23 protein-coding genes are annotated in these 21,618 nt (G+C 62.7%); 20 read left to right on the top strand and 3 right to left on the bottom strand.

What is annotated here, in order from left to right; genetic code table 11:
- The first annotated feature begins 10 nt into the window (after positions 1-10).
- Genes cbiQ through cobD form a run of 13 tightly spaced genes read left to right on the top strand, consistent with a single transcriptional unit; the run spans position 11 to position 14,133 of the window.
- Positions 11-763 (top strand): cobalt ECF transporter T component CbiQ, encoded by a 753-nt coding sequence (gene cbiQ, locus JZM60_RS08030; protein WP_207165211.1) that lies wholly within the window; start codon positions 11-13, stop codon positions 761-763.
- Positions 754-1,608 carry an energy-coupling factor ABC transporter ATP-binding protein gene (locus tag JZM60_RS08035; protein WP_207165213.1) on the top strand — a complete coding sequence of 285 codons (855 nt, stop codon included), beginning with the start codon at positions 754-756 and terminating at the stop codon, positions 1,606-1,608. The genes cbiQ and JZM60_RS08035 overlap by 10 nt, the downstream gene beginning before the upstream one ends.
- A complete protein-coding gene (locus JZM60_RS08040) occupies positions 1,605-1,988 on the top strand; it encodes a sirohydrochlorin chelatase (RefSeq protein WP_207165215.1) in 384 nt (127 codons plus the stop codon). The genes JZM60_RS08035 and JZM60_RS08040 overlap by 4 nt, the downstream gene beginning before the upstream one ends.
- Positions 1,988-2,632 carry a precorrin-8X methylmutase gene (locus JZM60_RS08045; RefSeq protein ID WP_207165217.1) on the top strand — a complete coding sequence of 215 codons (645 nt, stop codon included), beginning with the start codon at positions 1,988-1,990 and terminating at the stop codon, positions 2,630-2,632. Before JZM60_RS08040 ends, JZM60_RS08045 begins: the two co-directional genes overlap by 1 nt.
- Positions 2,633-2,656: 24 nt before the next feature.
- A complete protein-coding gene (locus JZM60_RS08050) occupies positions 2,657-3,736 on the top strand; it encodes a cobalt-precorrin-5B (C(1))-methyltransferase (protein WP_207165218.1) in 1,080 nt (359 codons plus the stop codon).
- 40 nt (positions 3,737-3,776) lie between these two features.
- The gene (gene cbiE / locus JZM60_RS08055) at positions 3,777-4,994 is read left to right on the top strand and encodes a precorrin-6y C5,15-methyltransferase (decarboxylating) subunit CbiE (protein WP_207165220.1); all 1,218 of its coding nucleotides are present in this window, start codon (positions 3,777-3,779) and stop codon (positions 4,992-4,994) included.
- A gap of 23 nt (positions 4,995-5,017) precedes the next feature.
- Positions 5,018-5,731 carry a precorrin-2 C(20)-methyltransferase gene (cobI, locus tag JZM60_RS08060; RefSeq protein WP_207165222.1) on the top strand — a complete coding sequence of 238 codons (714 nt, stop codon included), beginning with the start codon at positions 5,018-5,020 and terminating at the stop codon, positions 5,729-5,731.
- Between the two features lie 40 nt (positions 5,732-5,771).
- Positions 5,772-6,557: a precorrin-4 C(11)-methyltransferase gene (cobM, locus tag JZM60_RS08065; protein ID WP_207165224.1), complete on the top strand. Its 786-nt coding sequence runs from the start codon at positions 5,772-5,774 to the stop codon at positions 6,555-6,557.
- Positions 6,558-6,607: 50 nt separating this feature from the next.
- Positions 6,608-7,669 carry a cobalt-precorrin 5A hydrolase gene (locus tag JZM60_RS08070; RefSeq protein ID WP_207165226.1) on the top strand — a complete coding sequence of 354 codons (1,062 nt, stop codon included), beginning with the start codon at positions 6,608-6,610 and terminating at the stop codon, positions 7,667-7,669.
- Positions 7,669-10,068 (top strand): cobyric acid synthase, encoded by a 2,400-nt coding sequence (locus JZM60_RS08075; protein ID WP_207165228.1) that lies wholly within the window; start codon positions 7,669-7,671, stop codon positions 10,066-10,068. The genes JZM60_RS08070 and JZM60_RS08075 overlap by 1 nt, the downstream gene beginning before the upstream one ends.
- Entirely contained in the window at positions 10,065-12,098 is a 2,034-nt protein-coding gene (locus JZM60_RS08080) for a sensor histidine kinase (protein WP_207165230.1), read from the top strand. Before JZM60_RS08075 ends, JZM60_RS08080 begins: the two co-directional genes overlap by 4 nt.
- Positions 12,095-13,060 carry an adenosylcobinamide-phosphate synthase CbiB gene (cbiB, locus tag JZM60_RS08085; RefSeq protein ID WP_207165232.1) on the top strand — a complete coding sequence of 322 codons (966 nt, stop codon included), beginning with the start codon at positions 12,095-12,097 and terminating at the stop codon, positions 13,058-13,060. The genes JZM60_RS08080 and cbiB overlap by 4 nt, the downstream gene beginning before the upstream one ends.
- The gene (gene cobD / locus JZM60_RS08090) at positions 13,057-14,133 is read left to right on the top strand and encodes a threonine-phosphate decarboxylase CobD (protein ID WP_207165234.1); all 1,077 of its coding nucleotides are present in this window, start codon (positions 13,057-13,059) and stop codon (positions 14,131-14,133) included. Before cbiB ends, cobD begins: the two co-directional genes overlap by 4 nt.
- Positions 14,134-14,137: 4 nt before the next feature.
- On the opposite strand, the gene JZM60_RS08095 is transcribed toward cobD, so the two are convergent.
- A complete protein-coding gene (locus JZM60_RS08095; RefSeq protein WP_207165236.1) occupies positions 14,138-15,493 on the bottom strand; it encodes a J domain-containing protein in 1,356 nt (451 codons plus the stop codon).
- 26 nt (positions 15,494-15,519) lie between these two features.
- Positions 15,520-15,990 (bottom strand): PPC domain-containing DNA-binding protein, encoded by a 471-nt coding sequence (locus tag JZM60_RS08100; RefSeq protein WP_241426410.1) that lies wholly within the window; start codon positions 15,988-15,990, stop codon positions 15,520-15,522.
- 177 nt (positions 15,991-16,167) lie between these two features.
- On the opposite strand from JZM60_RS08100, the gene JZM60_RS08105 reads away from it, so the two are divergent.
- The 7 genes from JZM60_RS08105 to fsa all read left to right on the top strand — a co-directional run bounded on the left by JZM60_RS08105 (position 16,168) and on the right by fsa (position 20,891).
- Positions 16,168-17,124, top strand: coding sequence for a metal ABC transporter substrate-binding protein (locus JZM60_RS08105; RefSeq protein WP_207165238.1), 957 nt, complete (start codon positions 16,168-16,170; stop codon positions 17,122-17,124).
- The gene (locus JZM60_RS08110; RefSeq protein WP_207165240.1) at positions 17,115-17,867 is read left to right on the top strand and encodes a metal ABC transporter ATP-binding protein; all 753 of its coding nucleotides are present in this window, start codon (positions 17,115-17,117) and stop codon (positions 17,865-17,867) included. The genes JZM60_RS08105 and JZM60_RS08110 overlap by 10 nt, the downstream gene beginning before the upstream one ends.
- A 204-nt stretch (positions 17,868-18,071) precedes the next feature.
- The gene (locus tag JZM60_RS08115; protein ID WP_207165242.1) at positions 18,072-18,896 is read left to right on the top strand and encodes a metal ABC transporter permease; all 825 of its coding nucleotides are present in this window, start codon (positions 18,072-18,074) and stop codon (positions 18,894-18,896) included.
- 73 nt (positions 18,897-18,969) lie between these two features.
- Positions 18,970-19,389, top strand: coding sequence for a nickel-responsive transcriptional regulator NikR (nikR, locus tag JZM60_RS08120; RefSeq protein ID WP_207165244.1), 420 nt, complete (start codon positions 18,970-18,972; stop codon positions 19,387-19,389).
- Positions 19,390-19,463: 74 nt separating this feature from the next.
- A complete protein-coding gene (folK, locus tag JZM60_RS08125; protein WP_207165246.1) occupies positions 19,464-19,952 on the top strand; it encodes a 2-amino-4-hydroxy-6-hydroxymethyldihydropteridine diphosphokinase in 489 nt (162 codons plus the stop codon).
- Positions 19,953-19,962: 10 nt separating this feature from the next.
- The gene (locus tag JZM60_RS08130; protein WP_207165248.1) at positions 19,963-20,250 is read left to right on the top strand and encodes a YHS domain-containing protein; all 288 of its coding nucleotides are present in this window, start codon (positions 19,963-19,965) and stop codon (positions 20,248-20,250) included.
- A complete protein-coding gene (gene fsa / locus JZM60_RS08135) occupies positions 20,247-20,891 on the top strand; it encodes a fructose-6-phosphate aldolase (RefSeq protein WP_207165250.1) in 645 nt (214 codons plus the stop codon). Before JZM60_RS08130 ends, fsa begins: the two co-directional genes overlap by 4 nt.
- Before the next feature lie 91 nt (positions 20,892-20,982).
- Here the strand turns inward: fsa and JZM60_RS08140 are convergent, their stop codons facing one another.
- The gene (locus tag JZM60_RS08140; protein WP_207165252.1) at positions 20,983-21,588 is read right to left on the bottom strand and encodes a DedA family protein; all 606 of its coding nucleotides are present in this window, start codon (positions 21,586-21,588) and stop codon (positions 20,983-20,985) included.
- Positions 21,589-21,618: the final 30 nt, after the last annotated feature.

Here is a 21,618-nt window from a genome sequence, read left to right on the forward strand (position 1 = left end):
CCCTGCGCAAATGCACCGACTTTCCCATCACGTACCGCAACAACACCCTGTCACTAAGCTCGACCCGCGCGTTAAGCTCATTTCCGCGCTGGCGCTTCTCGTTATGGTATTGAGCAGCACGGGATTCGCCTTCCCGCTCCTGACAGCCGCTCTCGGGCTTGCCCTCTGCCTTTGGCTGGGGGTGCCGGCCAGGGTTATCCTTCTGCGGTTCGCCGAGCCCCTCTTCATCGCGCTTGTTGTCCTGCTCATCAAGACCTTCTTCAGCGGGACGGAACCGCTTTTCAGTATCAATATCCCGGGTTTCGAGATCGTTGCCCACCGGGACGGACTTGTTGCAGGGGGAGCCATTGCCGCGCGGATCGCCGGGGCCGTTGCGGTGGTGGCGGCGGTGGGTTTTGCCACCCCATTCACCGGCCTTATGGCGGCCCTGGCGTGGCTGCGGGTTCCACAGGGCTTCATCGACGTGGCTCTCTTTGCCTGGCGCTACCTCTTCGTCCTCTTCGACGATGCCCAGGTGGTCTACGGTGCCCAGAGGAACCGTCTGGGCTATGCCGGTTTCCGGCGGGGGCTCCGCTCCTTCGGGATGCTGGCGGGTGCCCTGGTCATCAAGGCCTTCGATACCAGCCAGACCATTACCACCGCCATGGTGCAGCGGGGGTACGACGGTAATCTCCCCCTCCTGAAACACCGCCCCTTCCGTGCGGGCGAGGTGGCGGCGTCGGTCCTGTTCGTGGCGACCATGGGGGTGATACGGTGGCTGTAGCTCGCCTTTCTGTCGACATTCGGGCATTCACTTATTCCGACGGCACTCGTGCCCTGGCCGACATCCGGTTTGAGGTGGGGCGGGGAGAATTCTGCGGTATCCTCGGTTCCAACGGATCGGGCAAGACGACACTCCTCAGGGCCATGGACGGGTTGGTGAAGGATTATGACGGCCAGGTGCTCCTGGACGGCCGGGATGTGCGGAAACTCCACCCCAGGGACATCTACCGGACCGTGGGGCTCGTGTTCCAGAATCCGGATGACCAGCTTTTCGCCCATACGGTTTTCGAGGATGTGGCCTTTGGCCCACGTAACATGGGGGTTGGGGAATCCGCGGTAAAGGAGCGGGTGGATGGTGCCCTTGCCGCCGTGGAGATGGGAGAGCTGGCCGGCAAGAACATCCACGCCCTCAGCTACGGCCAGAAGAAGCGGGTCTGCATCGCCGGGCTCCTGGCCATGGGGCACGAGGTGCTCCTCATGGACGAGCCCACCGCGGGCCTCGATCCCATGGGGGAGTACCGGATGATGGAGCTCCTGACGCGGCTCAACCGCGACCAGGGGGTGACCGTTGTCATGGCGACCCACTCGGTGGACCTGGTACCCCTGTTCCTCCACCGGCTCCACATTCTGAGTCGGGGGAAGATAGTCCGTAGCGGCTCACCGGAGGAGGTCTTTACCGCCCCCTCTGAACTTGAAAACGTGAAGCTGCGCCTTCCCCACATCGCCGAGCTGATTCACCAACTGAAACACGAAGACGGCCTCCCCTTCCGGCGGCTTCCCCTCACCATCGGCGAGGCGCGGCGGGAGATTGTGGAGGTAATGGAAATGAAAAGGAGCAGTTCATGAAAACCGCAATTTTACTGATGGCCCATGGAAGCCGCATTCCCGAGGCCAATGATGCTGTGCTCGGGATTGCCGCCATGGTGAAGGAGATGACCGGCTACGACATTGTGGAGGTGTCGTTCCGGGAGCAGCACCTCCCCAATATCCAGCAGGGGATCGACGCCTGCGTTGCCCAAGGGGCGAAGCGGGTACTTCTGATGCCCTATTTCCTCTTCGTGGGAGCCCACGTTCAGGAAGACCTTCCCGAGGAGATGGCCCAGGCCCGGGAACGCCACCCCAAAGTCGAGTTCGCCATGGGGGGGCACCTGGGGGTTCACCGAAAACTGGCCGAGGTGGAAGTGGAGCGGATTGCAGAGGCCCTTACCGCCACGGGATGGCACTGATGTCGGTCCATCTTGCCCCCGAGGAGATCGAGGCCGAATCGTTCCGCATCATCGACGCTGAGGTGGGACCCCATCCCTGGGGGCCTGCCGAATGGCCGGTGGTGCGGCGGGCGATCCACACGAGCGCCGATTTCGACTATGCCCGCACCATGGTGTTTTCGCCGCGGGCCGTTTCCCGGGGCGTGGAGGCCCTGCGGAAGGGGCTGGGGATCGTCACCGATACGACCATGGCCCTTTCGGGAATTGCCAAGCCGCGCCTCGGGCGTTTCGGTATCGGCGCCGCCTGCTTTGTGGCCGACCCGGATGTGGCCAGGGAAGCAAAAGCACAGGGGATTACCCGCTCCATCCTGGCCATGCGCAAGGGGGCGGCAGACAGGGGCAATGGCATTTTCGTCATCGGTAATGCCCCCACCGCCCTCTTCGAGCTGCTGCGCCTCATTCGGGAGGAAGGGGTGCGGCCGGAGCTGATTGTGGGGCTTCCGGTGGGATTCGTGGGGGCCGCCGAGAGCAAGGACGCGCTCCTGGCCCTGGAGGATGAGTTTCCCGACATTCCCTTCATCACCAACCGGGGGCGCAAGGGGGGGTCCAACGTGGCCGCTGCCGTGGTGAACGCGCTCCTGATTCTGGCGGAGGAGGCGGGGTAGGGGCAGCCCTCCCGCCGCTCATCTATGGACAGGAAAGAACTCCGACACGGCTACACCACCGGTGCTTGCGCTGCCGCCGCTGCCAAGGGGGCGGCCCGGATGCTCCGGGAGCAGCGTATCGTGGAGGAGGTGGAACTTGTCCTCCCCAGGGGAGAGCGGGTGCTCTTCCGCCTTCGGGGGCAGGAGTTCGACGACAGTGCCGCCGCCTGTTTCGTGGTGAAAGACGCGGGGGACGACCCCGACGTCACCAACGGCGCCGAGATCCACGCCCGGGTCCGGCGTGAGCCCCTGAACCGTTCCGGCGCCCGGAATATGGTCTTTGTGGATGGCGGCAAGGGGGTCGGCACGGTGACCAAGCCGGGCCTCGGCGTGGGGGTGGGAAACCCGGCCATCAACCCGGTGCCGATGCGGATGATTACTGAGGGGGTGAAAGAAGAATTTTCCGTCATCTGCCTCCCCCAGGCCCTCTACGTTACCATTTCCATCCCAAACGGCGAAGAACTGGCGAAAAAGACCCTGAACGCCCGCCTCGGCATCGTGGGGGGGCTCTCCATCCTCGGAACCACCGGCATCGTGCGCCCCATCTCCGCCAAGGCCTGGACCGATACCCTCGATGCGGCCCTGGACGTGGCCCGGGCCTGCGGCTGTGAGACAGTGGTCCTCTCAACGGGGAGGACCAGCGAGATTGTGGCTCAGAAGGTGGCCGCGTTTCCGGAAGAGGCCTATGTGATGATGGGGGACCATGTGGGGTACGCGCTCCGGGCCTGCGCCCGCAAGGGGGTTGGCCGCGTCATACTGGCGGGGCAGTTCGCCAAGCTCCTCAAGATCGCCTGCGGCCACGAGCAGACCCATGTCTCCTCGTCGGTGCTGGATCTGCAAATGCTTGCGGACTGGCTCCGCGAGATGGATTCACGGTCCCCGGTCCCCGGTCCCTGGTCCCGGTACAACACCGCCCGCCAGGTGCTGGAGGAGTCGGGTCACGATCGTGCCCTCATTGAGCACGTATGCATCAGGGCACGGGAGGCGGCCGGCCGGATGGCCCCTTCCCTCGACATCAAGGTTTTACTGGCAGGGTACGATTCAACAGTGCTATATTTCGGGTAAAATCCCGGCAGAGAATCATTTTGGTATTGAGGAGGTTCCCATGCCCCACCAGAAAATCTATCTCATCGGCGCAGGCATTGAAGGGTGGGAAGGGTTCGGCGCCAAGGCCCTTGAGGTTATCGGCAAGGCCGAGGTCCTGATTGGCCATAAGCGTCACCTGGACATTTTCCCCGATTTCGCCGGTAAGAAGCAGGAATTGGGCGACCTCTCCATCCTCCTGGAACAGCTTCGGGCGACCGACAAATTGACGGTGGTCCTCGGTTCCGGCGATCCGAACTTCTTCGGCATCGCCCGGTTCCTGCTCCGCAACCTTCCCAAGGATCGGATCGAGATATTTCCCAACGTGACGAGCGTCCAGTATGCCTTCGCCCAGATCAAGGAACCGTGGGACGACGCCATCTTCGTCTCGGTTCATGGCCGGGGGCTCAAGGGGGCCGTGGACCGGATCGTGGCCGCCGAGAAGGTGGCGGTTCTCACTGACAAAACCAATAACCCCGCGGCAATAGCCCGGGAGCTCATCGTCCGTGGCGCCGAGGGATACGAGGCGTGGCTCTGCGAAAACATGGGGCTGACCGGCGAGAAATTCACCAGGACCGACGTGAAGGGGCTTTTGGAGCTGCCGGCTGCGGAGCTGAACATTCTCATACTCATCAAGGCCTGGGAGCCCCAACTGGCCCAGTATCCGGTCATCGGCATCGACGACGAAGAATTCGCCACCGCCAAGAAGCTCATAACCAAGCAGGAAGTGCGGGCGGTGACCCTGTCTAAGCTCAGGCTCCAGGATGATCTTGTAATGTGGGACATCGGTGCCGGGAGCGGTTCCGTATCCATCGAGGCATCGAATCTGATGCCAAACGGTCGGATCTTCGCCCTGGAGAGGAATTCCCAGTACCTCACATTCATCCGCAGCAACCTGAAGAAGTTCGTGGCCCGTAATGTGACGCTCATCGAAGCTTTTGCTCCCGATGGGCTCGATGAGCTTCCGGATCCGGACCGTGTCTTCATCGGCGGCTCCGGCGGCATGCTGGAGGATATCATTGATGCCGTTGACCGGCGCCTCAAGCCCGACGGTGTCATAGTACTCAACGCCGTGACCCTCGATACCCTCACCAAGTCGGTGGAGTTCCTGGAGGATCACGGCTATGGGGTGGAGGTGGCCTGCATCAACGTGGCCAAGACCAAGGGGCTCACCGAGTACAAGATGTTCGAGTCCCACAATCCGGTCTATATCATCACCGCCTGGAAGGGCGAAGAGTGAGGGAAAATCTGGAGCTTTTTGCTGTGCCGTATACTACTGCCAAGATTTACGCCGTGGGCGTCGGCCCCGGCGACCCGGAGCTGCTGACGAGGAAGGCCGAGCGGATCATTCGCACTGCCGACGTCATCTGCGCCCCCACCGGCGCGGCCGATGCCGCCAGCTACGCCCTGTCCATCGTGGCGGATCTCGTTGATTCCTCCCGCCAGGAGGTGCTTCCCCAGGTTTTTCCCATGCGCAAGGACCAGGAGGGGCTCGAGGCGTTCTGGGATGAGGCTGCCGCCCAGGTTGCCGAGCGGGTCCGGGGCGGGAAGGATGTGGCCTTCATCACCATAGGCGACCCGTTCCTCTACTCCACCTTCCTCTACCTCTATCGCATCTTCCGGGAGCGCTACCCGGAGATCCCCGTGGAGATTGTGCCGGGGATATCCAGCATCAACGCTGCCGCAGCCGTTGCCGGCGTCCCCCTGGGGATGGCCGCCGGGAGGATCGCCATCCTCCCCACCACCTACGAGGATGACGAACTCCGCAGGACCTTCGCCGACTTCGACACCGTCATCCTAATGAAGGTGAACCGGGTCTTCGACCGGATATATTCCCTGCTGAAGGAGCTGGGGCTGGAGCGAAAGGCAGTCTTTGTCCGCCGGGTCGGTTCCGCCGATGAAGAGGTGGTCTTCGATCTGGAGCGGCTGGTGGGGGAAAAGCTAGATTACCTGTCGCTCTTGATTGTCAGGAAGTAGAACGGAAAAGGCTAAGGAGAGGTTATCCTCTGTGTCCTCTGTGGTTGAAAAAAATATAGTCCATTTCGTCGGCGCCGGCCCCGGCGATGCCGAGCTCATTACCTTAAAGGGGGCCCGGCTTCTGCGGGAAGCGGATGTCGTCGTCTATGCCGGGAGCCTGGTGGATCGGGAACTGGTCCGCACCTATGCCCCCGATGCGGAAGTGTACGACTCCGCCGCCATGACCCTGGAAGAGACCACGGCGGTCCTGGCCCGGGTGGTGGCGGACGGCAAGCGGGCGGTGCGCCTCCACACCGGCGACCCCTCCATTTATGGGGCGATCCAGGAGCAGATGGCGGAGCTGGATGCCCTCGGCATCGGCTATGCCGTGGTGCCGGGTGTGACGAGCGCCTTTGCCGCCGCCGCTACCCTCAAGCAGGAGCTGACCCTGCCGGAGGTCTCCCAGACCGTCATCATCACGCGGCTTGCGGGGCGGACCCCGGTGCCGGAGCGGGAGAAGCTGGCCGGGATCGCGAAGCTCGGGGCGACGTTGGTTATTTACCTGTCGGTTTCCATGATCGAGCAGGTGGTGGCTGAACTCCTGGAGGGGGCCTACACGCCGAAGACACCGGTAGCGGTGGTGGCCCGGGCGTCGTGGCCCGACGAGCAGTCGGTGGAGGGAACCCTGGCGGATATCGCCGTAAAGGTGCGGGACGCCGGTATCGGCAAGCAGGCCATCATCCTAGTGGGGGATGTGCTGAAAGCCCGGCGGGAAGGTCTCAAGAGCAAGTCGCTCCTGTACGACAAGGGCTTTTCCCACGAGTTCCGGAAGGGGATTGTCACGTAGTTTTCTCTCTGTGGCCTTTGCGGCCTATGCGGCAGAGGAGGTTGGGTGTCATGAGCATCGCCATAATCGCCATAACCCGCAACGGCGCCCGGCTTGGCACGCAGTTGCGGGATGGGTTCGGCAACGGGGAGCTTTACGTCCTGCAGAAGTTCGCCGGGCAGGCGGGGAAAGGGGCCATTCCCTTTTCCGGGGATCTTAAGGGACTGGTGGCGGAACTCTGGCCCCTCTTCGACGGTTTCGTCTTCATCATGGCCACGGGAATCGTTGTCCGGATGGTGGCCCCGCACCTGGTTGCCAAGGATGTGGATCCTGCGGTGGTGGTGATGGACGACGCCGGGAAATTCGCCGTTTCCCTCCTGGCGGGACATCTCGGCGGCGCCAATGAGCTTGCTTGCCGCTGTGCCTTCATCACCGGCGCCCGTGAGGTGATAACTACCGCCACCGACGCCAACAGCCTCCCCTCCTTCGACATGCTGGCCAAGGAGGAGGGATGGGCCATAGACGACCTCTGCCGAGTGAAGACCCTGAACGCGCTCATCCTTGCGGGGGAAGAGATCGCCGTGGTGGACCCCACCGACCGGGTCCGGACCGCCTTTCACGGCGCGGCGCGGCTCTCCTTCCACGATACGTTCGTGGAAGCCCTCCAGAGCGGCGCCAGGGGGTTCGTATTCGTCACCAACCGACGGCTTCCTCCCCAATCCCAGGCAGATGCCCTCCTTGTTCTGCGTCCCCGCAACCTGGTGCTCGGCATCGGCTGCAACAGCGGCACCGGTGCCGAGGAAATCGAAGAGGTGGTGAGTGCCCAGATGAAGCGCCTCTTCCTCTCCCTGAAGAGCGTTGCCTGCATCGGGAGCGCCGCGGCAAAGCGTGAGGAGGCGGGACTTCTGGCTTTTGCCGGTGAGCACGATCTGGCCATTCGCTTTTTCGAGAGCGGGGAATTGAACGGAGTTGCCGTGCCGTCACCCCCCTCGGCCCATGCCCTGGAGGCCATCGGCGCCACCGGTGTCGCCGAGCCGGCCGCAGTGCTTGCATCCGACGGAGGACGCCTGTTGCTGGCAAAGATCAAGAGCGGCAACGTTACGCTCGCCATTGCTGAAATACGAGGTTTTTGATGTCTAAACTTTACGTCGTCGGCATCGGTCCCGGCGACCTTGATCATATGACTTTCCAGGCCAACGAGGCCCTTGATTCTGCCGATGCCGTGGTGGGTTACAAGACCTACCTGGATTTGATAAATCCCCTTATTGCCGGCAAGGAGATCATCTCCTCCGGCATGATGAAAGAGGTGGAGCGCTGTCGCGAGGCCCTGGACCTGGCCGCTTCGGGGAAGACCGTGGCGCTGGTCTCCAGTGGCGACGCCGGCATCTACGGCATGGCGGGGCTCGCTTTGGAGCTGGCGGCGGAGATGGCGGATCCCCCGGAGATTGTGGTAATTCCCGGCGTTTCTGCCGTACAGGCGGCGGCGGCAGTGCTCGGCGCGCCCCTTATGCACGATTTCGCTGTCATCTCCCTGTCGGATCTCATGACACCGTGGGATCTCATAGAGCGAAGGCTTGTGGCCGCTGCCACCGCCGATTTCGTCGTGGCCCTGTACAACCCCCGGAGCAAGGGGCGGGTCCGGCAGATCGAGGAGGCGCGGCAGATTCTCCTCTCCGCCCGGCCGCAGGATACCCCCGTGGGGATCGTCCGCAATGCCATGCGGGAGGGTGAAGAGCGCATCGTCACCACCCTTGGGCGGATGCTTGAGCACCCCATAGACATGTTTTCCCTCGTGATAGTGGGCAACTCTTCCACCTTCGTCGATGCGGCAGGGCGGATGGTGACGCCGCGCGGCTATGCCGCCGGGACCGGGGACCGGGGACCAGGGACCAGGGCAAAGCAAGAAAAAGCAGTTGATAAGCAGTTGGAGGATTCACCGGTTCAGATTTTGAATTCCCGGTCCCCGATTTTAGATTCCCGGTCCCGGTCTTTAATGATTGTAGGTACCGCCTCGGATGTGGGGAAATCGGTTCTGACGGCCGGCATCTGCCGTATCCTCAAGAACCGGGGCCTCCGGGTTGCGCCCTTCAAATCCCAGAACATGGCCCTCAACTCGGCCGTAACTCCCGAGGGGGGGGAGATCGGCCGGGCCCAGGCGGTGCAGGCGGCGGCCTGCGGCATCCCCCCCCATGTGGACATGAATCCGATTCTCCTGAAGCCTTCCTCCGACACGGGGAGCCAGGTCATCGTTGCGGGCGAGGTTGTAGGGAACATGACGGTGCGGGAGTACCACGACTACAAGCCGACAGCCTTCGGGAAGGTGCGGGAAAGTTTCGACAGGCTCTCTGCGGCCCACGACGTTGTGGTCATCGAAGGGGCCGGGAGCATTGCCGAGATCAACCTGAAGGCCCACGATATCGCCAACCTGAAGGTGGCCGAGATGGCCGGGTGCCGGGCAATTCTAGTGGCCGACATCGATCGGGGCGGGGTCTTCGCCCAGATCGTGGGGACCCTGGAGCTCCTGGAGCCGGCGGAGCGGGAACGGATCGCCGGCATCGTCATCAACAAGTTCCGGGGGGAGCCTTCGCTCCTTGCGCCGGGAATCGAGTTCGTGGAGAAGCGGACCGGCGTGCCGGTCCTGGGGGTGGTGCCGTGCTTCAGCGGCTTCCGCATCCCGGAGGAGGACAGCGTTGCCCTGGAAAAGCGGGGATCGGGGGCCGGGGACCGGGGGGCGGCTGAAAAGCTGAAGATCGGGGTGGTGAAGCTGCCGAGGATATCCAACTACACCGACTTCGACGCCCTTGAGGCGGAGCCCGATGTGCGCCTCACTTACGTTGAGGGGGCGGACCAGCTCCGGGGGCTCGATCTCCTCATCATCCCCGGGAGCAAGGCAACCATCACTGACCTCTGCTTCCTGGTGGAACAGGGGCTCTTCGAGGCGATCCGGGCCTTCCGGGAGCCCATAGTCGGCATCTGCGGCGGCTACCAGATGCTGGGGAAACGGGTCTCGGACCCCCATGCCGTGGAGTCGGGAATCCGGGAGGCCGAGGGGTTGGGGCTTCTGGACGTGGTGACGGTGATGCTGGAGAAGAAAACCACCCACCAGGCCCTGGCGGAGCTACTGCCGGCGGGGTACCAGGTGGCTCCCCGCTGCCGGGGAGATCTGGAGGGGTACGAGATCCATATGGGGGAGACGATACTCGGTCCCGGCGTCCGCCCCTTTGCCCGGGCCACGGAGCGCTCGGGCCGCCCGGTGGAAGTGCTGGACGGCGCCGTTTCCTGTGACGGCAGGGTCTTCGGCACCTATATTCATGGGATCTTCGACAACGCGGGCTTTCGCTCCGCTTTTCTCAATAAGCTGCGGCGGGCAAAGGGGCTCGAGGAGCGCCCCGCTGCGGAACTGCGGGACGATCCCTTCGATTTGCTGGCAAAACACCTCGAAACTTACCTGGACATGGAGCGGTTGCTGACGCTGTGCGGACTCGGCGGGGGTTGCCGTGATGGCGGCCAGCCGGAAGGAGAGCGTCGATGACCATTAAGCGGAAGATTCAGGCTTTGATCTTCCTGATTGCGCTGCTCGTGACGCTGTTTGTGGGCTATCTGTTCCATTCCTCCTCACAGGTCCATGCGCGGGTGAGCCACCTTGTACCCGCTGTCGAGTACCTCAGGGGAATTGCCATTGCCAGGGCGGGGATGATCCAGCAGATGAAAGAGGTCGTCGACTATCTTTCCATTGCCGATCCCCTGGCACGGGAAGAGTTCCACAGGGAAGACAAGGTTATCGGCGGGGCCTTCAATGTCTGGCTGGATGCCATCAAACGCCAGAAAGCCCTGGGCGTGTCCGGCGAGGATGATGACCTGGAGCTTGCGTTGGAAGTGCGGGAGCGCCATGAGTCGTGGGTACGGACGGCCGAATGGTTTTTCGAGCTTCAAGACGCCGGTCGCGGGGTTGAGGCGATGGCGTTGTTCCGAGACCGCCTGGAGCCCTATTTCGATCGTGAGGTGCTCCTGCCGCTGGACAAGGCTCTGAGTGACGGCTCTGAGGAGGTTCATGTCGCCTTTCACGAACTGCTCATAACCGTGGGGTGGATTCCCTGGATGTCCGGCGAGGGGCGCCGAAACATCGAGCGGGGCGAAGCGGCATTGGATGGATTCCTTGCCGCCAACCGGCTTCTTGCCGATGTGACCGCTCAGTTCAAGGAGTTGATGAAGTATCTGCTCGACCAGCGCCAGGAAGTTGGTAATGATTTTTCGCGACTCGGTTGGGAGGCTGGCCATGCTTTGGAAGATTTTCAGCACCAGATGCAACGCAAGGCGCAAAATGGCGACCCGTCAGCCCTGAAAGATTCCGAGGCCGTTACCAGGAGTTTCCAGGAACTGGCAGGTCTCATGCAAAAGGCCGTGGAGCTCAAGAAATCGGGGCGCGGCCAGGAGGCTGTAGCCCTGGCCAATACCCGCATGGAGGGAATCCTCTACAAAAACCTCGTGCCGATCATTTCCCGCTCCCTTGACGCGGGCAGTTCCCAGATGCTCAACCTGGCTGCCGCCGCCCGTTGGCAGGGTGTTCTCGCCGTCTCCATAATCCTCGTGGTGGCTGTCAGCCTCATCCTCGGGACGAGCCGGTCCATTATGCGCGTCCTTGACTCCCTTACCGCCGGAACCGTAGCCATTGCCGAGGGAAAACTCTCCCATCGGCTGGATATCCGGCGTCCGGATGAACTGGGCACTCTTGCCGCATCGTTCAACTCCATGGCGGAGCGTCTCGAAAAATCCCATGAGGATCTGGACGCCTTTGCCCGGCTCCTCGAACAGCGGGTCAGGGAACGGACAGCGCAGTTCGAGGCGGCCAACGACGATCTGAAACAGTTCAGCTCGGCCCTGAGCCACGACCTGAGGACACCCCTGTCGTGCATCAGCGGATATGTGCAGCTGGCGCTCGCCGAGTGCGAGGAGAAGGGCGATGCGTCGCTGAGCGAGTTGCTTGTTTCCGTCAATGAAGCTGCCGTGCGCATGAATGCCCTCATAGATGCGCAGCTGGCCCTTGCCCGGGCCACCTGCCAACAACTGACCATGGAGCAGGTGGACATGGGGGCGATCGCCAGTTCGGTGATCGGCGACCTTCTGCGGGTCGAGCCCCAACGGCGGGTGGCCTTCGCCCGGACGGGAGACCTTCTGGTGAATGGTGACGCGGAGCTTCTCGGCCTTGCGGTGGAAAATCTGGTCAGCAATGCCTGGAAGTACACGTCGCAACGGGAAGAGGCTTCCATCGAGTTCGGCTCCCGCGACGAGGGGGGGAGGCGGGTTTACTTTATCAGGGACAATGGCGCCGGTTTCGATGCGGAGGAGACGAAAAAGCTGTTTCGCCCGTTCAGCAGGCTGCATACCCCTGATGAATTCCCCGGAAATGGCGTGGGACTTGCCACCGTGGCGCGGGTCATCCGCAGGCATGGCGGCCGGATTTGGGCAGAGGGCGCCGTGGACGAGGGCGCGACCTTCTTTTTCACGCTTAACGAGACGCCGCTCCCATCCGGCACCCTCCTGCGGCCCGAGGGGAGTGCATGAGTTGTGCTGACCGGGCAGTGGCGCTTGTCATTGCCTCAATGTTCCTGGACTGGCTGCTGGGCGATCCCCGTTGGCTTCCCCATCCGGTGGTGGCAATCGGCCGGCTCGTTGCCGCTCTTGAGCGCTTGCTCCGCCGGTTTGTGGCGAATGAGCGGTTCGGCGGAGTGCTGCTGCTGGTTCTGGTCGTGGGGATAACTGCCGGCACGGCATGGGGAGTTGTTCGCGGAGCCTGGCTTCTTCATCCTGCTGCCGGGTTTGCCGTGGAGGCTGCTCTGGGTTGGACCTGCCTGGCGGCGCGTTCGCTCCACGGCGAGTCGGGTCGAGTGGCCGGGGCCATCGCCAGGGGAGACCTTCCGGCGGCCCGCCATGCCCTCTCCCTCATCGTGGGGCGGGATACGGAGGCGCTGCCCGAGCCGGAGATCTGGCGCGGCGCCGTGGAGACCGTGGCGGAGAACACGTCGGACGGCGTTATCGCGCCGCTGTTCTGGCTCATGATCGGCGGGGCTCCACTCTCCCTCGCCTACAAGGCGGTCAATACGCTGGATTCCATGGTCGGATACAAGAACGAGCGGTATCTTCGCTTCGGCTGGGCTTCGGCCCGGTTCGACGACCTGGCTAATCTCGTGCCGGCGCGGCTCACGGGGGTTCTCATGGCGCTGGCCGCCCCACTTATCGGGTTGTTGGGACGCAATGCCTGGCGCATTATGCTGCGGGATGGCCGTAACCATTCGTCACCCAACAGCGGCATCCCCGAGGCGGCGGCAGCCGGCGCGCTCGGCGTTCAGCTGGGGGGCACCAACAGCTACTTCGGCAAGCCGGTGGCGAAACCGGTCATCGGCGATCCCCTCAAGCCCCTCGATGCCGCGGCCTGGCAGGGCGCCGTCCGCCTCATGTACGGCAGCGAAGGTCTTATCCTGCTCTTTTTGGGATTCTTTGTGCTGAGAGGTGTCACGGTCCCATGAAAGAAACCTTCGACCACGGCGGGACGGTCTTTGCCGTTGCCCGCCGGCTGGGCGTTTCCCCCGACAACATCCTCGACTTCTCGGCGAGCATCAACCCCCTCGGCCCACCGGTTGGGGTGCGCGGAGCGCTTGCGGCCGCCTTTGACCGTCTCGTCCACTATCCCGACAGCGGGGCCGTGGAGCTGCGGGATGCCCTGGCCCGCCGTCACAATCTACTCCCTGAAAATATCTGCGTTGCCAATGGCTCCACGGAGCTTATCTATCTGGTGCCGCGGCTTGTCGGCGGCGGTCGGGGGCTTATCGTCGCCCCTCCCTTCTCCGAGTATGCCAAGAGCCTTACCCGTGCCGGTTGGGAGATCGACTACCTGGACCTGGACCCGGATCAGGGGTTTGCCCTGTCTCTGGAGATCCTGGACCGACGGCTGGCAAGGGGATGCGATCTTCTCTTCCTGGCCAATCCCGGCAACCCTACCGGTGCCTTGATTCCGGGCAACGACGTGGCCGAGATTCTCCGTCTCTGCCGTAGCCGCGGCACCTTCCTTGTTCTAGACGAGGCGTTTATCGATTTTCGGGAGGAGGAGTCGGCGACATCACTCGTGGCCCAGGGGGGCGGGGCCGTGGTGCTTCGCTCAATGACCAAGTTTTACGCCATTCCGGGGCTTCGGCTCGGCTACGCCGTGGGGAGCGGGGAGGTTATTGCCCGGCTTGCGGCGTCCCGGGAGCCCTGGAGCGTCAATACCCTGGCCCAGGCCGCCGGCCTTGCCTGTCTGGAAGACTGGGAGTACCCCGCCCGGACCCTTGATCTTGTGGCGGCGGAACGGAAGCGTCTTGCCTCCGGCATTGCCGCACTGCCGGGGCTTACGGTCTATCCCTCCTCTGCCAACTATCTCCTGGTACGCATCGATGCGGGCCCTTCGGCGCCGGAGCTGGCGGCACGGCTTCTCGCCGAGCGGGTCCTGATCCGGGACTGTTCATCATTCAGGGGGCTTTCGGACCGGTTTTTCCGGGTTGCCGTGCGGGGGGCGGAGGAGAATATGCGGCTTCTGGATTTGCTGGGGAAGGTCTTTGCCTGAGTCCTCAGCCCCGTTTGCCGCTCTGGAGGATAACGACCCGGCAGCCCGGAAGAGCCAGCCGCAGGCGTTCGAGCTCTCCGTCGGTTACCGGAGCGTTGCTGAGGGTGAGAGACCGCAGCCGCGGCAGATGCTTGAGGCAGGCGAGCCCGGCGCTGGTGACCCTGGTGTCGTAGAGGTAAAGCCGTTCGAGGTTTTTCAGTTCCAGAAGGTGGATGATGCCTTCGCCGGTTATGCCTGCGCCGGAGAGGTAAAGTTCAGTGATGCCCTTGAGACCCAGGATGTGGGTCAGGTCGTCGTCCGCAATGCCGTAAAGGAAGCAGGCCTGGAGATCGTCGGCTTGCAGAGTGCCGAGAAGGCCCATGTCGGCTGCTCCCTCGCGCATGTCGAGCCTCAGCCCCTTTCCGGCAGGTACCGCCACGTTGCCGAATGCTTCGCCGAGCCGTTTCCAGTCCAGAAAGCTGCCGGAGTTCCGTTCCCGGACGAAAAGGGTGCCGATGGGACCACCGCTGGTGGGGAACTTGACGGTGCGGAAGGTGTCTGCCTGAGGCGGCGCAGGGGTGGGTGGTGCTTCGGAAGCGCCGGAGGCGCTGCGGCTGCGGCCAGATGCGTTCAGGGTTCTGCAGATGGCAAGGATCTCGTCATCGAGTCTCGCCGCCATTTCGTCCATGATGTCGCGCCCCCGCCACCGGGCGTCCTGCACCCGCTGGATAAGGCGGTAGAGGTCGGTGTTCCTGAGGCGGGCCATTTCCAGCTCGACCCCCCTGATCTGCTCCACGACCCGCGTGATGCGGCGGATGACCAGGGCCAGTTCCCCCGCGGTACCGACGGCAACGGCGGTTTCCGGGGATAGCTCCCATTCTTCCATGATCGCCTGGAGGGTGACTCTGTCTTCTTCGGCGTATGCCCGGTTTGCCTCGGCCATGAGTTTCTGGCGGCGCTTGCGGTCTTCGTCCGAATCCGCCAGGTCCGGGTGGATTGCCTTGGCCAACCTGCGGTAGACTTCGCGGATTCCCGCGCTTTTTGCCGTTGCACCGGCTTCCGGCTTCAAACGGGGGATTTCCTCCGGTTCCGGTTCATCGTCACTGAGCCCGTAACTGCGCCGCCCGTTGCCGTTCCCTTGGAGGCGGTTTACCTCCTCCGCCCGGGCCCTGGATAATTCCTGGCGCAACTGGTCCAGTTCGCGGACCCGGTCGGCCATTTTAACCGCATAGAGCTTCTCGAACTCCCTGATCTCCTCCCGGAGATCCTCCAGGTCGTGCTCGAGCCGGACCAGGCGCCGTTCAAGGGCGTGGAACTCCCGCCGCTTGCGCTCAAGCTCCTGTTCTTCAGCGGTTGGTATCCGTTTGTATCCTGCCTTCATGAAATCCTAGGGTGTTGCCGGTGAAATTAGGGTTGAAGTAGTGCCCGCGCCAGTTCGGGAGAAATTTCCCCGGATGCTTCTGTCGGGTAGATTGCCCTCTCCCAGAGATAGAGGCCGGTGGTCTCGTCGAAAACACGAACCGGCGCTTCCCCTGGCAGCGGCATGATGGAGAATTCGGCCGCGAAGATGGTGCACCCCCCCAGGGCGTGGCCGCCGAAGACCTTCCCCTCATCGTCGGACAGGGCGAGATGGAGGTGGATAAAGGGTTTGCCGTCGCGAAGGGAGACGTTCCCCATGCCGGAAACGATCTCCATGGGCCTTTCGAAGGGGAGTTCCCGGTAGGCTTTGCGCCACTGGTCATAGAAGCCGAGCTTTGCCTTCTGGAGGGCGCCGACCACCTGCACTGCTCCGGCTCTGACGCCATTGGCGCCGGCCGCATCGGTGAGGGCTTCGATCAGGTCCGCCTGGTGCGCCAGCTTCCCCATGAGCATTGCCATATCTCCTTTCCGGCCGCCGGTGGTGAAAGTTACGGCCACTGTAGCCCATCTGCCGGTGGGAGTCAACGGAGGGATTCCCCCTTGACAAGCACCGGTCTAGGGGTATCTTAGAGCGGCAAACGCAAATGCCGCTTATTGCCTGTTGCTGCTGCACCAACTGACGAACGAAGAGGATTCATGAGACGTATTGTTGCTATCATGCTTGTGTTGATGCTGACGGCTATCGCCGCCGGATGCCGGAAGCAGGCGGAGCAAGCGGCCGGGGGGGGCGGCAGGCTTCTGGTTGTGGCTACCATTTTCCCGGTTTACGAGTTTGCCCGTGTCGTGGCGGGGGACAAGGCCGAGGTGGTGATGCTGCTGCCTCCCGGCATGGAGCCCCACAGTTTCGAGCCCCGCCCCGAAGACATTGTCCGGGTGAGCCGGGCGGACTTGTTCGTCTATACGAATCGTTACATGGAGCCGTGGGCCGGCGAGATCGTCAAGGGAGCAGGCAGCAGCAGGCTCACGGTGGTCGATGCCAGCCGCGGCGCAAAATTCCTGAAGGCGGGCGATGGCGCCAGGCACGCCGGCCATGACGATGGGGAGCGCGGTCACGGCGGTGAAGGGATGGATCCCCATCTCTGGCTCGATTTCACCAACGCCCAACTTATGGTGGATACCATTGCCGCTGCCCTTGCCGACCGGGACCCGGCCAACCGTTCCCTCTACCTGGCCAACGCCGCCGCCTACCGGGCCAAACTGGCCGAACTGGACGACCGCTACCGCACCTGGCTCGCCACATGCGCCACGCGGACCGTTCTCCATGGCGGGCATTTTGCCTTCGGTTATCTGGCCAACCGCTACGGGCTTCGCTACGAGTCGGCCTACGCCGTTTCCGCCGATGCCGAGCCGACCCCGGCGAAACTGGCGGCGCTCGTGAAGCAGGTGCGGGCCGAAGGCTTGAAGCATATCTATACCGAGGAACTCCTCGACCCCCGCACTGCCGAAACCATTGCCCGGGAAACCGGCGCCTCGATACTGATGCTCCATGGCGCCCATACCGTCTCCAAGACCGATATGGACAAGGGGGTAACCTTCATCGGGCTCATGGAGAAAAATCTCGAGAATCTTCGGAAGGGGCTCCAATGCCGGTAGAGGTTGTTACGGTTCACGGTCTTTCCCTGGCCTACCAGGGGGCCGATGCCCTGTGCGACGTGTCGTTTGCCGTGGAAAAGGGGAGCTATGTCGGTATCGTCGGCCCCAACGGCTCGGGGAAGAGCACCCTTGTCCGCTGCATCCTGGGGCTTGCCCGCCCCGACCGGGGAGGGGTGAGCCTCTTCGGCGCCCCGCTGGAATCTTTCGACCAGTGGCAGCGGGTGGGCTACCTCCCCCAGGGGCTCCAGCACTTCAATCCCCACTTTCCCGCCACCGTTGCCGAAGTGGTGGGGCTTGGGCTCTTGGCCGCCCGCCGTTTTCCCCGTCGCCTTAGCCGCGAGGATGCCGGGGCGGTTGACCGGGCGCTGGAACTCATGGGGATCGGCGACATCCGCAACCGGCTCATCGGCGAGCTTTCCGGGGGGCTGCGGCAGCGGGTGCTCCTGGCCCGGGCACTTGTCAACGAACCGGAACTTCTCGTGCTCGATGAACCGACAACGGCCCTGGACCCCGAGACGCGTGAGAGTTTCTACCGCGCCATCAGCGATCTCAACCGTGAGAGGGAAACCACGGTCATTCTCGTGACCCACGACAGCGGCACCATCGGCAGCTACGCCTCGAAGCTCCTCTACCTGGACAAGCGCCTGGTCTTTTATGGCGGCTTCGACGATTTTTGCGGCTCTTCGGAAATGGCGGAGTTTTTCGGCCCTTCCAGCCAGCACCTGATCTGTCACAGGCATTAAGGGCGAAATGGCAGTTGAAAGCTGCCTGCATTCGAGCTGACGTGCTCTTTCTACAATTCCAGGCTCACTTCGCTACAGCCGATAAACTCGCCCGGCGGGCTCAGACACTATCGGCTGTTGACGCTCCATTTCGCCAAGAATTGCAACGAAAGAGCCCTGATGCTCTCATTTCGGCAACTTTCAACTGCGATACTCAGGGTTATTATGACTTTCCTCGAAATATTCCAGTACGGTTTTCTCCTCCGGGCCCTTGCGGCCGGGTCCCTCATCGCGGCGCTCTGCTCGGTGCTCGGGGTGTTCCTCGTGCTGCGGCGACTGTCGCTCATCGGCGACGGCCTCGCCCATGTTACCTTCGGGAGCGTGGCGCTGGCCCTTTTCCTCCGCTTTCAGTCGGCCTACGCCGCCGTTGCCGCCATACCGGCCGTGCTGCTGGCGGCCCTGGGCATCCTGAAGCTGGCCGAACGGGCGCGTATCTACGGCGACGCCGCAATCGGCATCGTTTCGTCCCTGGGGATCGCCATAGGCATAATGCTGGCCAGCATAGCCGGCGGCTTCAACGTGGACCTCTTCAGCTACCTCTTCGGGAACATCCTCTCCATCAGCCCCTTCGAACTGGGGCAGACGGGGGTTCTCTTTGTCATCGTCTGCCTGGCGGTGATTTTCTTCTATCACGACCTCCTGGCCATCACCTTCGACGAGGAGCTTGCCCGCACGTCGGGGGTCCGGGTCGACCGGATCAACGCCGTGCTCGTCCTCCTCACCGCGCTCACCGTGGTGCTGGCCATGAAGGTGGTGGGGATCATGCTCATTTCGGCACTCCTCATCCTCCCCGCGGTCACCTCGCTGCAGATGGCCCGCGGGTTCCGGACCGCCATCGCCCTTGCCGTGGCCCTCGGGGTTCTGTCGGTGGCGGCCGGCATCGTCATTTCCTTTCTGGGCAACCTTCCGGCCGGCGCGACCATCATTCTGGTGAACTTCACCCTGTTCCTCATCTCCTTTGGGGTGCGGAAACTACGGAATCAGCGCTAAAAAAAGATTCCCCTGCCGCCTGAAGTGGTCTATCATCCAACAGTTTTCAGTCCAGCCGCAGGAGAACAGACCCATGGGCGAAACCGTCAGATTCGGCATTTCCATCGACGATAAACTGCTGGAGAATTTCGACCGCCTCATCGAGGAAAAGGGGTACATGAACCGCTCCGAGGCGATTCGCGACCTGATCCGCGGGGCGCTGGTGGAGCTCAAGTGGGAGGGGGGCGAGGAGGAAACCGTCGGCACGGTGACCCTTGTCTACAACCATCATGTCCGCGACCTCTCCGACAAGCTCACCGAGCAGCAGCACTCCCACCACAACGAGATTGTCTCGGCGCTTCACGTCCATCTGGATGCCCACAATTGCCTCGAAGTCCTGGTGGTGCGGGGCAAGGCCCGGGAGGTGAAGAAGATTGCCGATGAGCTGATCGGCGTGAAGGGGGTAAAGCACGGCAAGCTCGTCATGACCACCACGGGGGAGGAATTGCACTGAGAGGCCGGGACCGGGGACCGGTAAAGGCGGTCAGGGGCGTTGAAAAATCGGGCGTGTTGTGCTCTAATCGTGCGGTGGAATCCAATGTCTTCATAGCCCTCGGGTCGAACCAGGGGGACCGGGAGCTGAACCTGCTGCGGGCCGTGGCCGAAATCGGCAAACTTCCCCAGACCCGCATCACGGCCCTCTCCGGTTTCTACGATACCGAGCCGGTGGGCCCGGTGGAACAGCCCAATTTCCTGAATGCGGTAATAAGGGTTGAAACGTCCCTTTCCCCCAGCCTGCTGCTCACGGAACTCCAGAGAATCGAAACCGAGGTGTTCCGGAGGAAGAGGGCGGTTCAGTGGGGGCCCCGTTCCATGGACCTGGATATCCTCCTCTACGGCGACCTCATCCTTGACGGTGAGGGGCTCGTCATCCCCCATCCCCGGCTCCACGAGCGGCGTTTCGTTCTGGTCCCCCTTGCTGAGATCGCCCCCGCCGTCATTCATCCCGGCCTGGGGCGCCGCGCCGATGAACTGCTCCGGGCGCTTCCTTCCGGCGAGCGGGTCACAAAGGTTTAGGAGTTATTAGATGCGGCTGATTGTAATCCTCATCCTGTTTTATGTGGGCTTCAAGATCGTGCAGGGGCTCATGCAGAAGAATCGGGGAGAAAAACCGGCGGTTCAGGAGCCCGAGAAGGAAGAGACCTTCCAGGATCCGGTCTGCGGCGTCTACGTCACCGGGGATGATGCCGTCATCGGCCGCCACGAGGGAAAGCGAATCCATTTCTGTTCCATGGCCTGCCTTGAGAAGTACCGGGCAAATGTCGAACATACGAGCACTACAGATACTCAATCAAAACCGGAGGAACACGCATGAAGTTTTTCATCGACACCGCAGACGTGAACGAGATTCGCGAGGCCCATGCCCTTGGGCTCGTGGACGGCGTCACCACCAATCCCTCGCTCATCGCCAAGTCGGGGCGCAAGTTCGAGGATGTCATCAAGGAGATTGCCGGCATCGTTGACGGCCCCATTTCCGCCGAGGTGATTTCCCTGGAGCACGACGGGATGATCCGCGAGGCCGAGGAACTGGCCAAGATCCACAAGAACATCGTCATCAAGCTCCCCATGACCACCGAGGGGCTCAAGGCCTGCTCCACCCTGACCCAGAAGGGGATCAAGACCAACGTCACCCTGATTTTCACCGCCATGCAGGCGCTGCTGGCCGCCAAGGCCGGCGCCACCTATGTCTCTCCCTTCGTGGGACGCCTCGACGACATCTCCCAGGACGGCATGGGGATCATCGATGACATCAAGACGATCTTCGATAACTACGGCTACACCGCCGAGATCATCGTGGCCAGCGTCCGCAACCCGGTCCACGTTCTGAACTCCGCCCTCATCGGCGCCGACATCGCCACCATTCCGTACTCGGTCATGCTCCAGCTTGCCAAGCATCCCCTCACCGATGCCGGCATCGAGCGCTTCCTGAAGGATTGGGAGAAGGTGCCGAAGTAGGACGCTGCAGGCTTCAGAAAAGAAAAAACCCCGGAACGGGCTGCTGTTCCGGGGTTATCTGTTTTGGGGAGAGTGGTGGGGCGATTGCCGGTTACGCCCGGCCCTGTTTTCGTCGGTGCCACCGCACATAAACCGCCACCAGCGCAATGCTGAAAATGATGACCCAGATCAGCGCCTGGTGGGAGTAGCGCATGATCAGTTCCTGGTTCTGGCCGATGAAATAGCCGATCCAGGTGAGGATCGTCACCCAGAAAAATGCTCCTGCCGTGGTGTAGAAGGCGAACTTCCCGTGGTGCATGCCGGCGAGTCCGGCGGGGAGCGAAATCAGGTGCCGCACCACGGGGAGGAGCCGGCCGATGAAGGTTGAAATCTCGCCGTGCTTGTGGAAGAATGTCTCAACTTTCGCGAACTTCTCTTCGGTTATCCAGACATACTTTCCGTACTTGAGGATGAGGGGACGCCCCAGCCAGTGGGCGGCGTAATAGTTGGCATAGGCCCCCGCAAGGCTTCCCAGCGTACCGATGAGGATGGCGAGCCAGAGGTTCATCTCCCCCCGGTGGGCAAGATAACCGGCCGGAGGCATGACCAGTTCGCTCGGCACCGGGAAAACGGAGCTTTCCATGGCCATGAGAATGAAGATGCCCGGGTAGCCCATGGCGCCAATGGTGGCGACGAGCCAGTCGATGAGTTGCTGCATGGCAGTTCCTTCCGCGTGGTTGAGTGAAGC

The organism is Geobacter benzoatilyticus (assembly GCF_017338855.1).
Classification (GTDB): Bacteria; Desulfobacterota; Desulfuromonadia; order Geobacterales; family Geobacteraceae; genus Geobacter; species Geobacter benzoatilyticus.

Bases quoted from the DNA above. Each gene is read 5' to 3' on its own strand.
- cbiQ (WP_207165211.1), top strand. From the start codon at position 11: ATGCACCGACTTTCCCATCACGTACCGCAACAACACCCTGTCACTAAG.
- JZM60_RS08040 (WP_207165215.1), top strand. From the start codon at position 1,605: ATGAAAACCGCAATTTTACTGATGGCCCATGGAAGCCGCATTCCCGAG.
- JZM60_RS08045 (WP_207165217.1), top strand. From the start codon at position 1,988: ATGTCGGTCCATCTTGCCCCCGAGGAGATCGAGGCCGAATCGTTCCGC.
- JZM60_RS08050 (WP_207165218.1), top strand. From the start codon at position 2,657: ATGGACAGGAAAGAACTCCGACACGGCTACACCACCGGTGCTTGCGCT.
- cbiE (WP_207165220.1), top strand. From the start codon at position 3,777: ATGCCCCACCAGAAAATCTATCTCATCGGCGCAGGCATTGAAGGGTGG.
- JZM60_RS08070 (WP_207165226.1), top strand. From the start codon at position 6,608: ATGAGCATCGCCATAATCGCCATAACCCGCAACGGCGCCCGGCTTGGC.
- JZM60_RS08075 (WP_207165228.1), top strand. From the start codon at position 7,669: ATGTCTAAACTTTACGTCGTCGGCATCGGTCCCGGCGACCTTGATCAT.
- JZM60_RS08080 (WP_207165230.1), top strand. From the start codon at position 10,065: ATGACCATTAAGCGGAAGATTCAGGCTTTGATCTTCCTGATTGCGCTG.
- cbiB (WP_207165232.1), top strand. From the start codon at position 12,095: ATGAGTTGTGCTGACCGGGCAGTGGCGCTTGTCATTGCCTCAATGTTC.
- cobD (WP_207165234.1), top strand. From the start codon at position 13,057: ATGAAAGAAACCTTCGACCACGGCGGGACGGTCTTTGCCGTTGCCCGC.
- JZM60_RS08095 (WP_207165236.1), bottom strand. From the start codon at position 15,493: ATGAAGGCAGGATACAAACGGATACCAACCGCTGAAGAACAGGAGCTT.
- JZM60_RS08100 (WP_241426410.1), bottom strand. From the start codon at position 15,990: ATGGCAATGCTCATGGGGAAGCTGGCGCACCAGGCGGACCTGATCGAA.
- JZM60_RS08105 (WP_207165238.1), top strand. From the start codon at position 16,168: ATGAGACGTATTGTTGCTATCATGCTTGTGTTGATGCTGACGGCTATC.
- JZM60_RS08110 (WP_207165240.1), top strand. From the start codon at position 17,115: ATGCCGGTAGAGGTTGTTACGGTTCACGGTCTTTCCCTGGCCTACCAG.
- JZM60_RS08115 (WP_207165242.1), top strand. From the start codon at position 18,072: ATGACTTTCCTCGAAATATTCCAGTACGGTTTTCTCCTCCGGGCCCTT.
- nikR (WP_207165244.1), top strand. From the start codon at position 18,970: ATGGGCGAAACCGTCAGATTCGGCATTTCCATCGACGATAAACTGCTG.
- JZM60_RS08130 (WP_207165248.1), top strand. From the start codon at position 19,963: ATGCGGCTGATTGTAATCCTCATCCTGTTTTATGTGGGCTTCAAGATC.
- fsa (WP_207165250.1), top strand. From the start codon at position 20,247: ATGAAGTTTTTCATCGACACCGCAGACGTGAACGAGATTCGCGAGGCC.
- JZM60_RS08140 (WP_207165252.1), bottom strand. From the start codon at position 21,588: ATGCAGCAACTCATCGACTGGCTCGTCGCCACCATTGGCGCCATGGGC.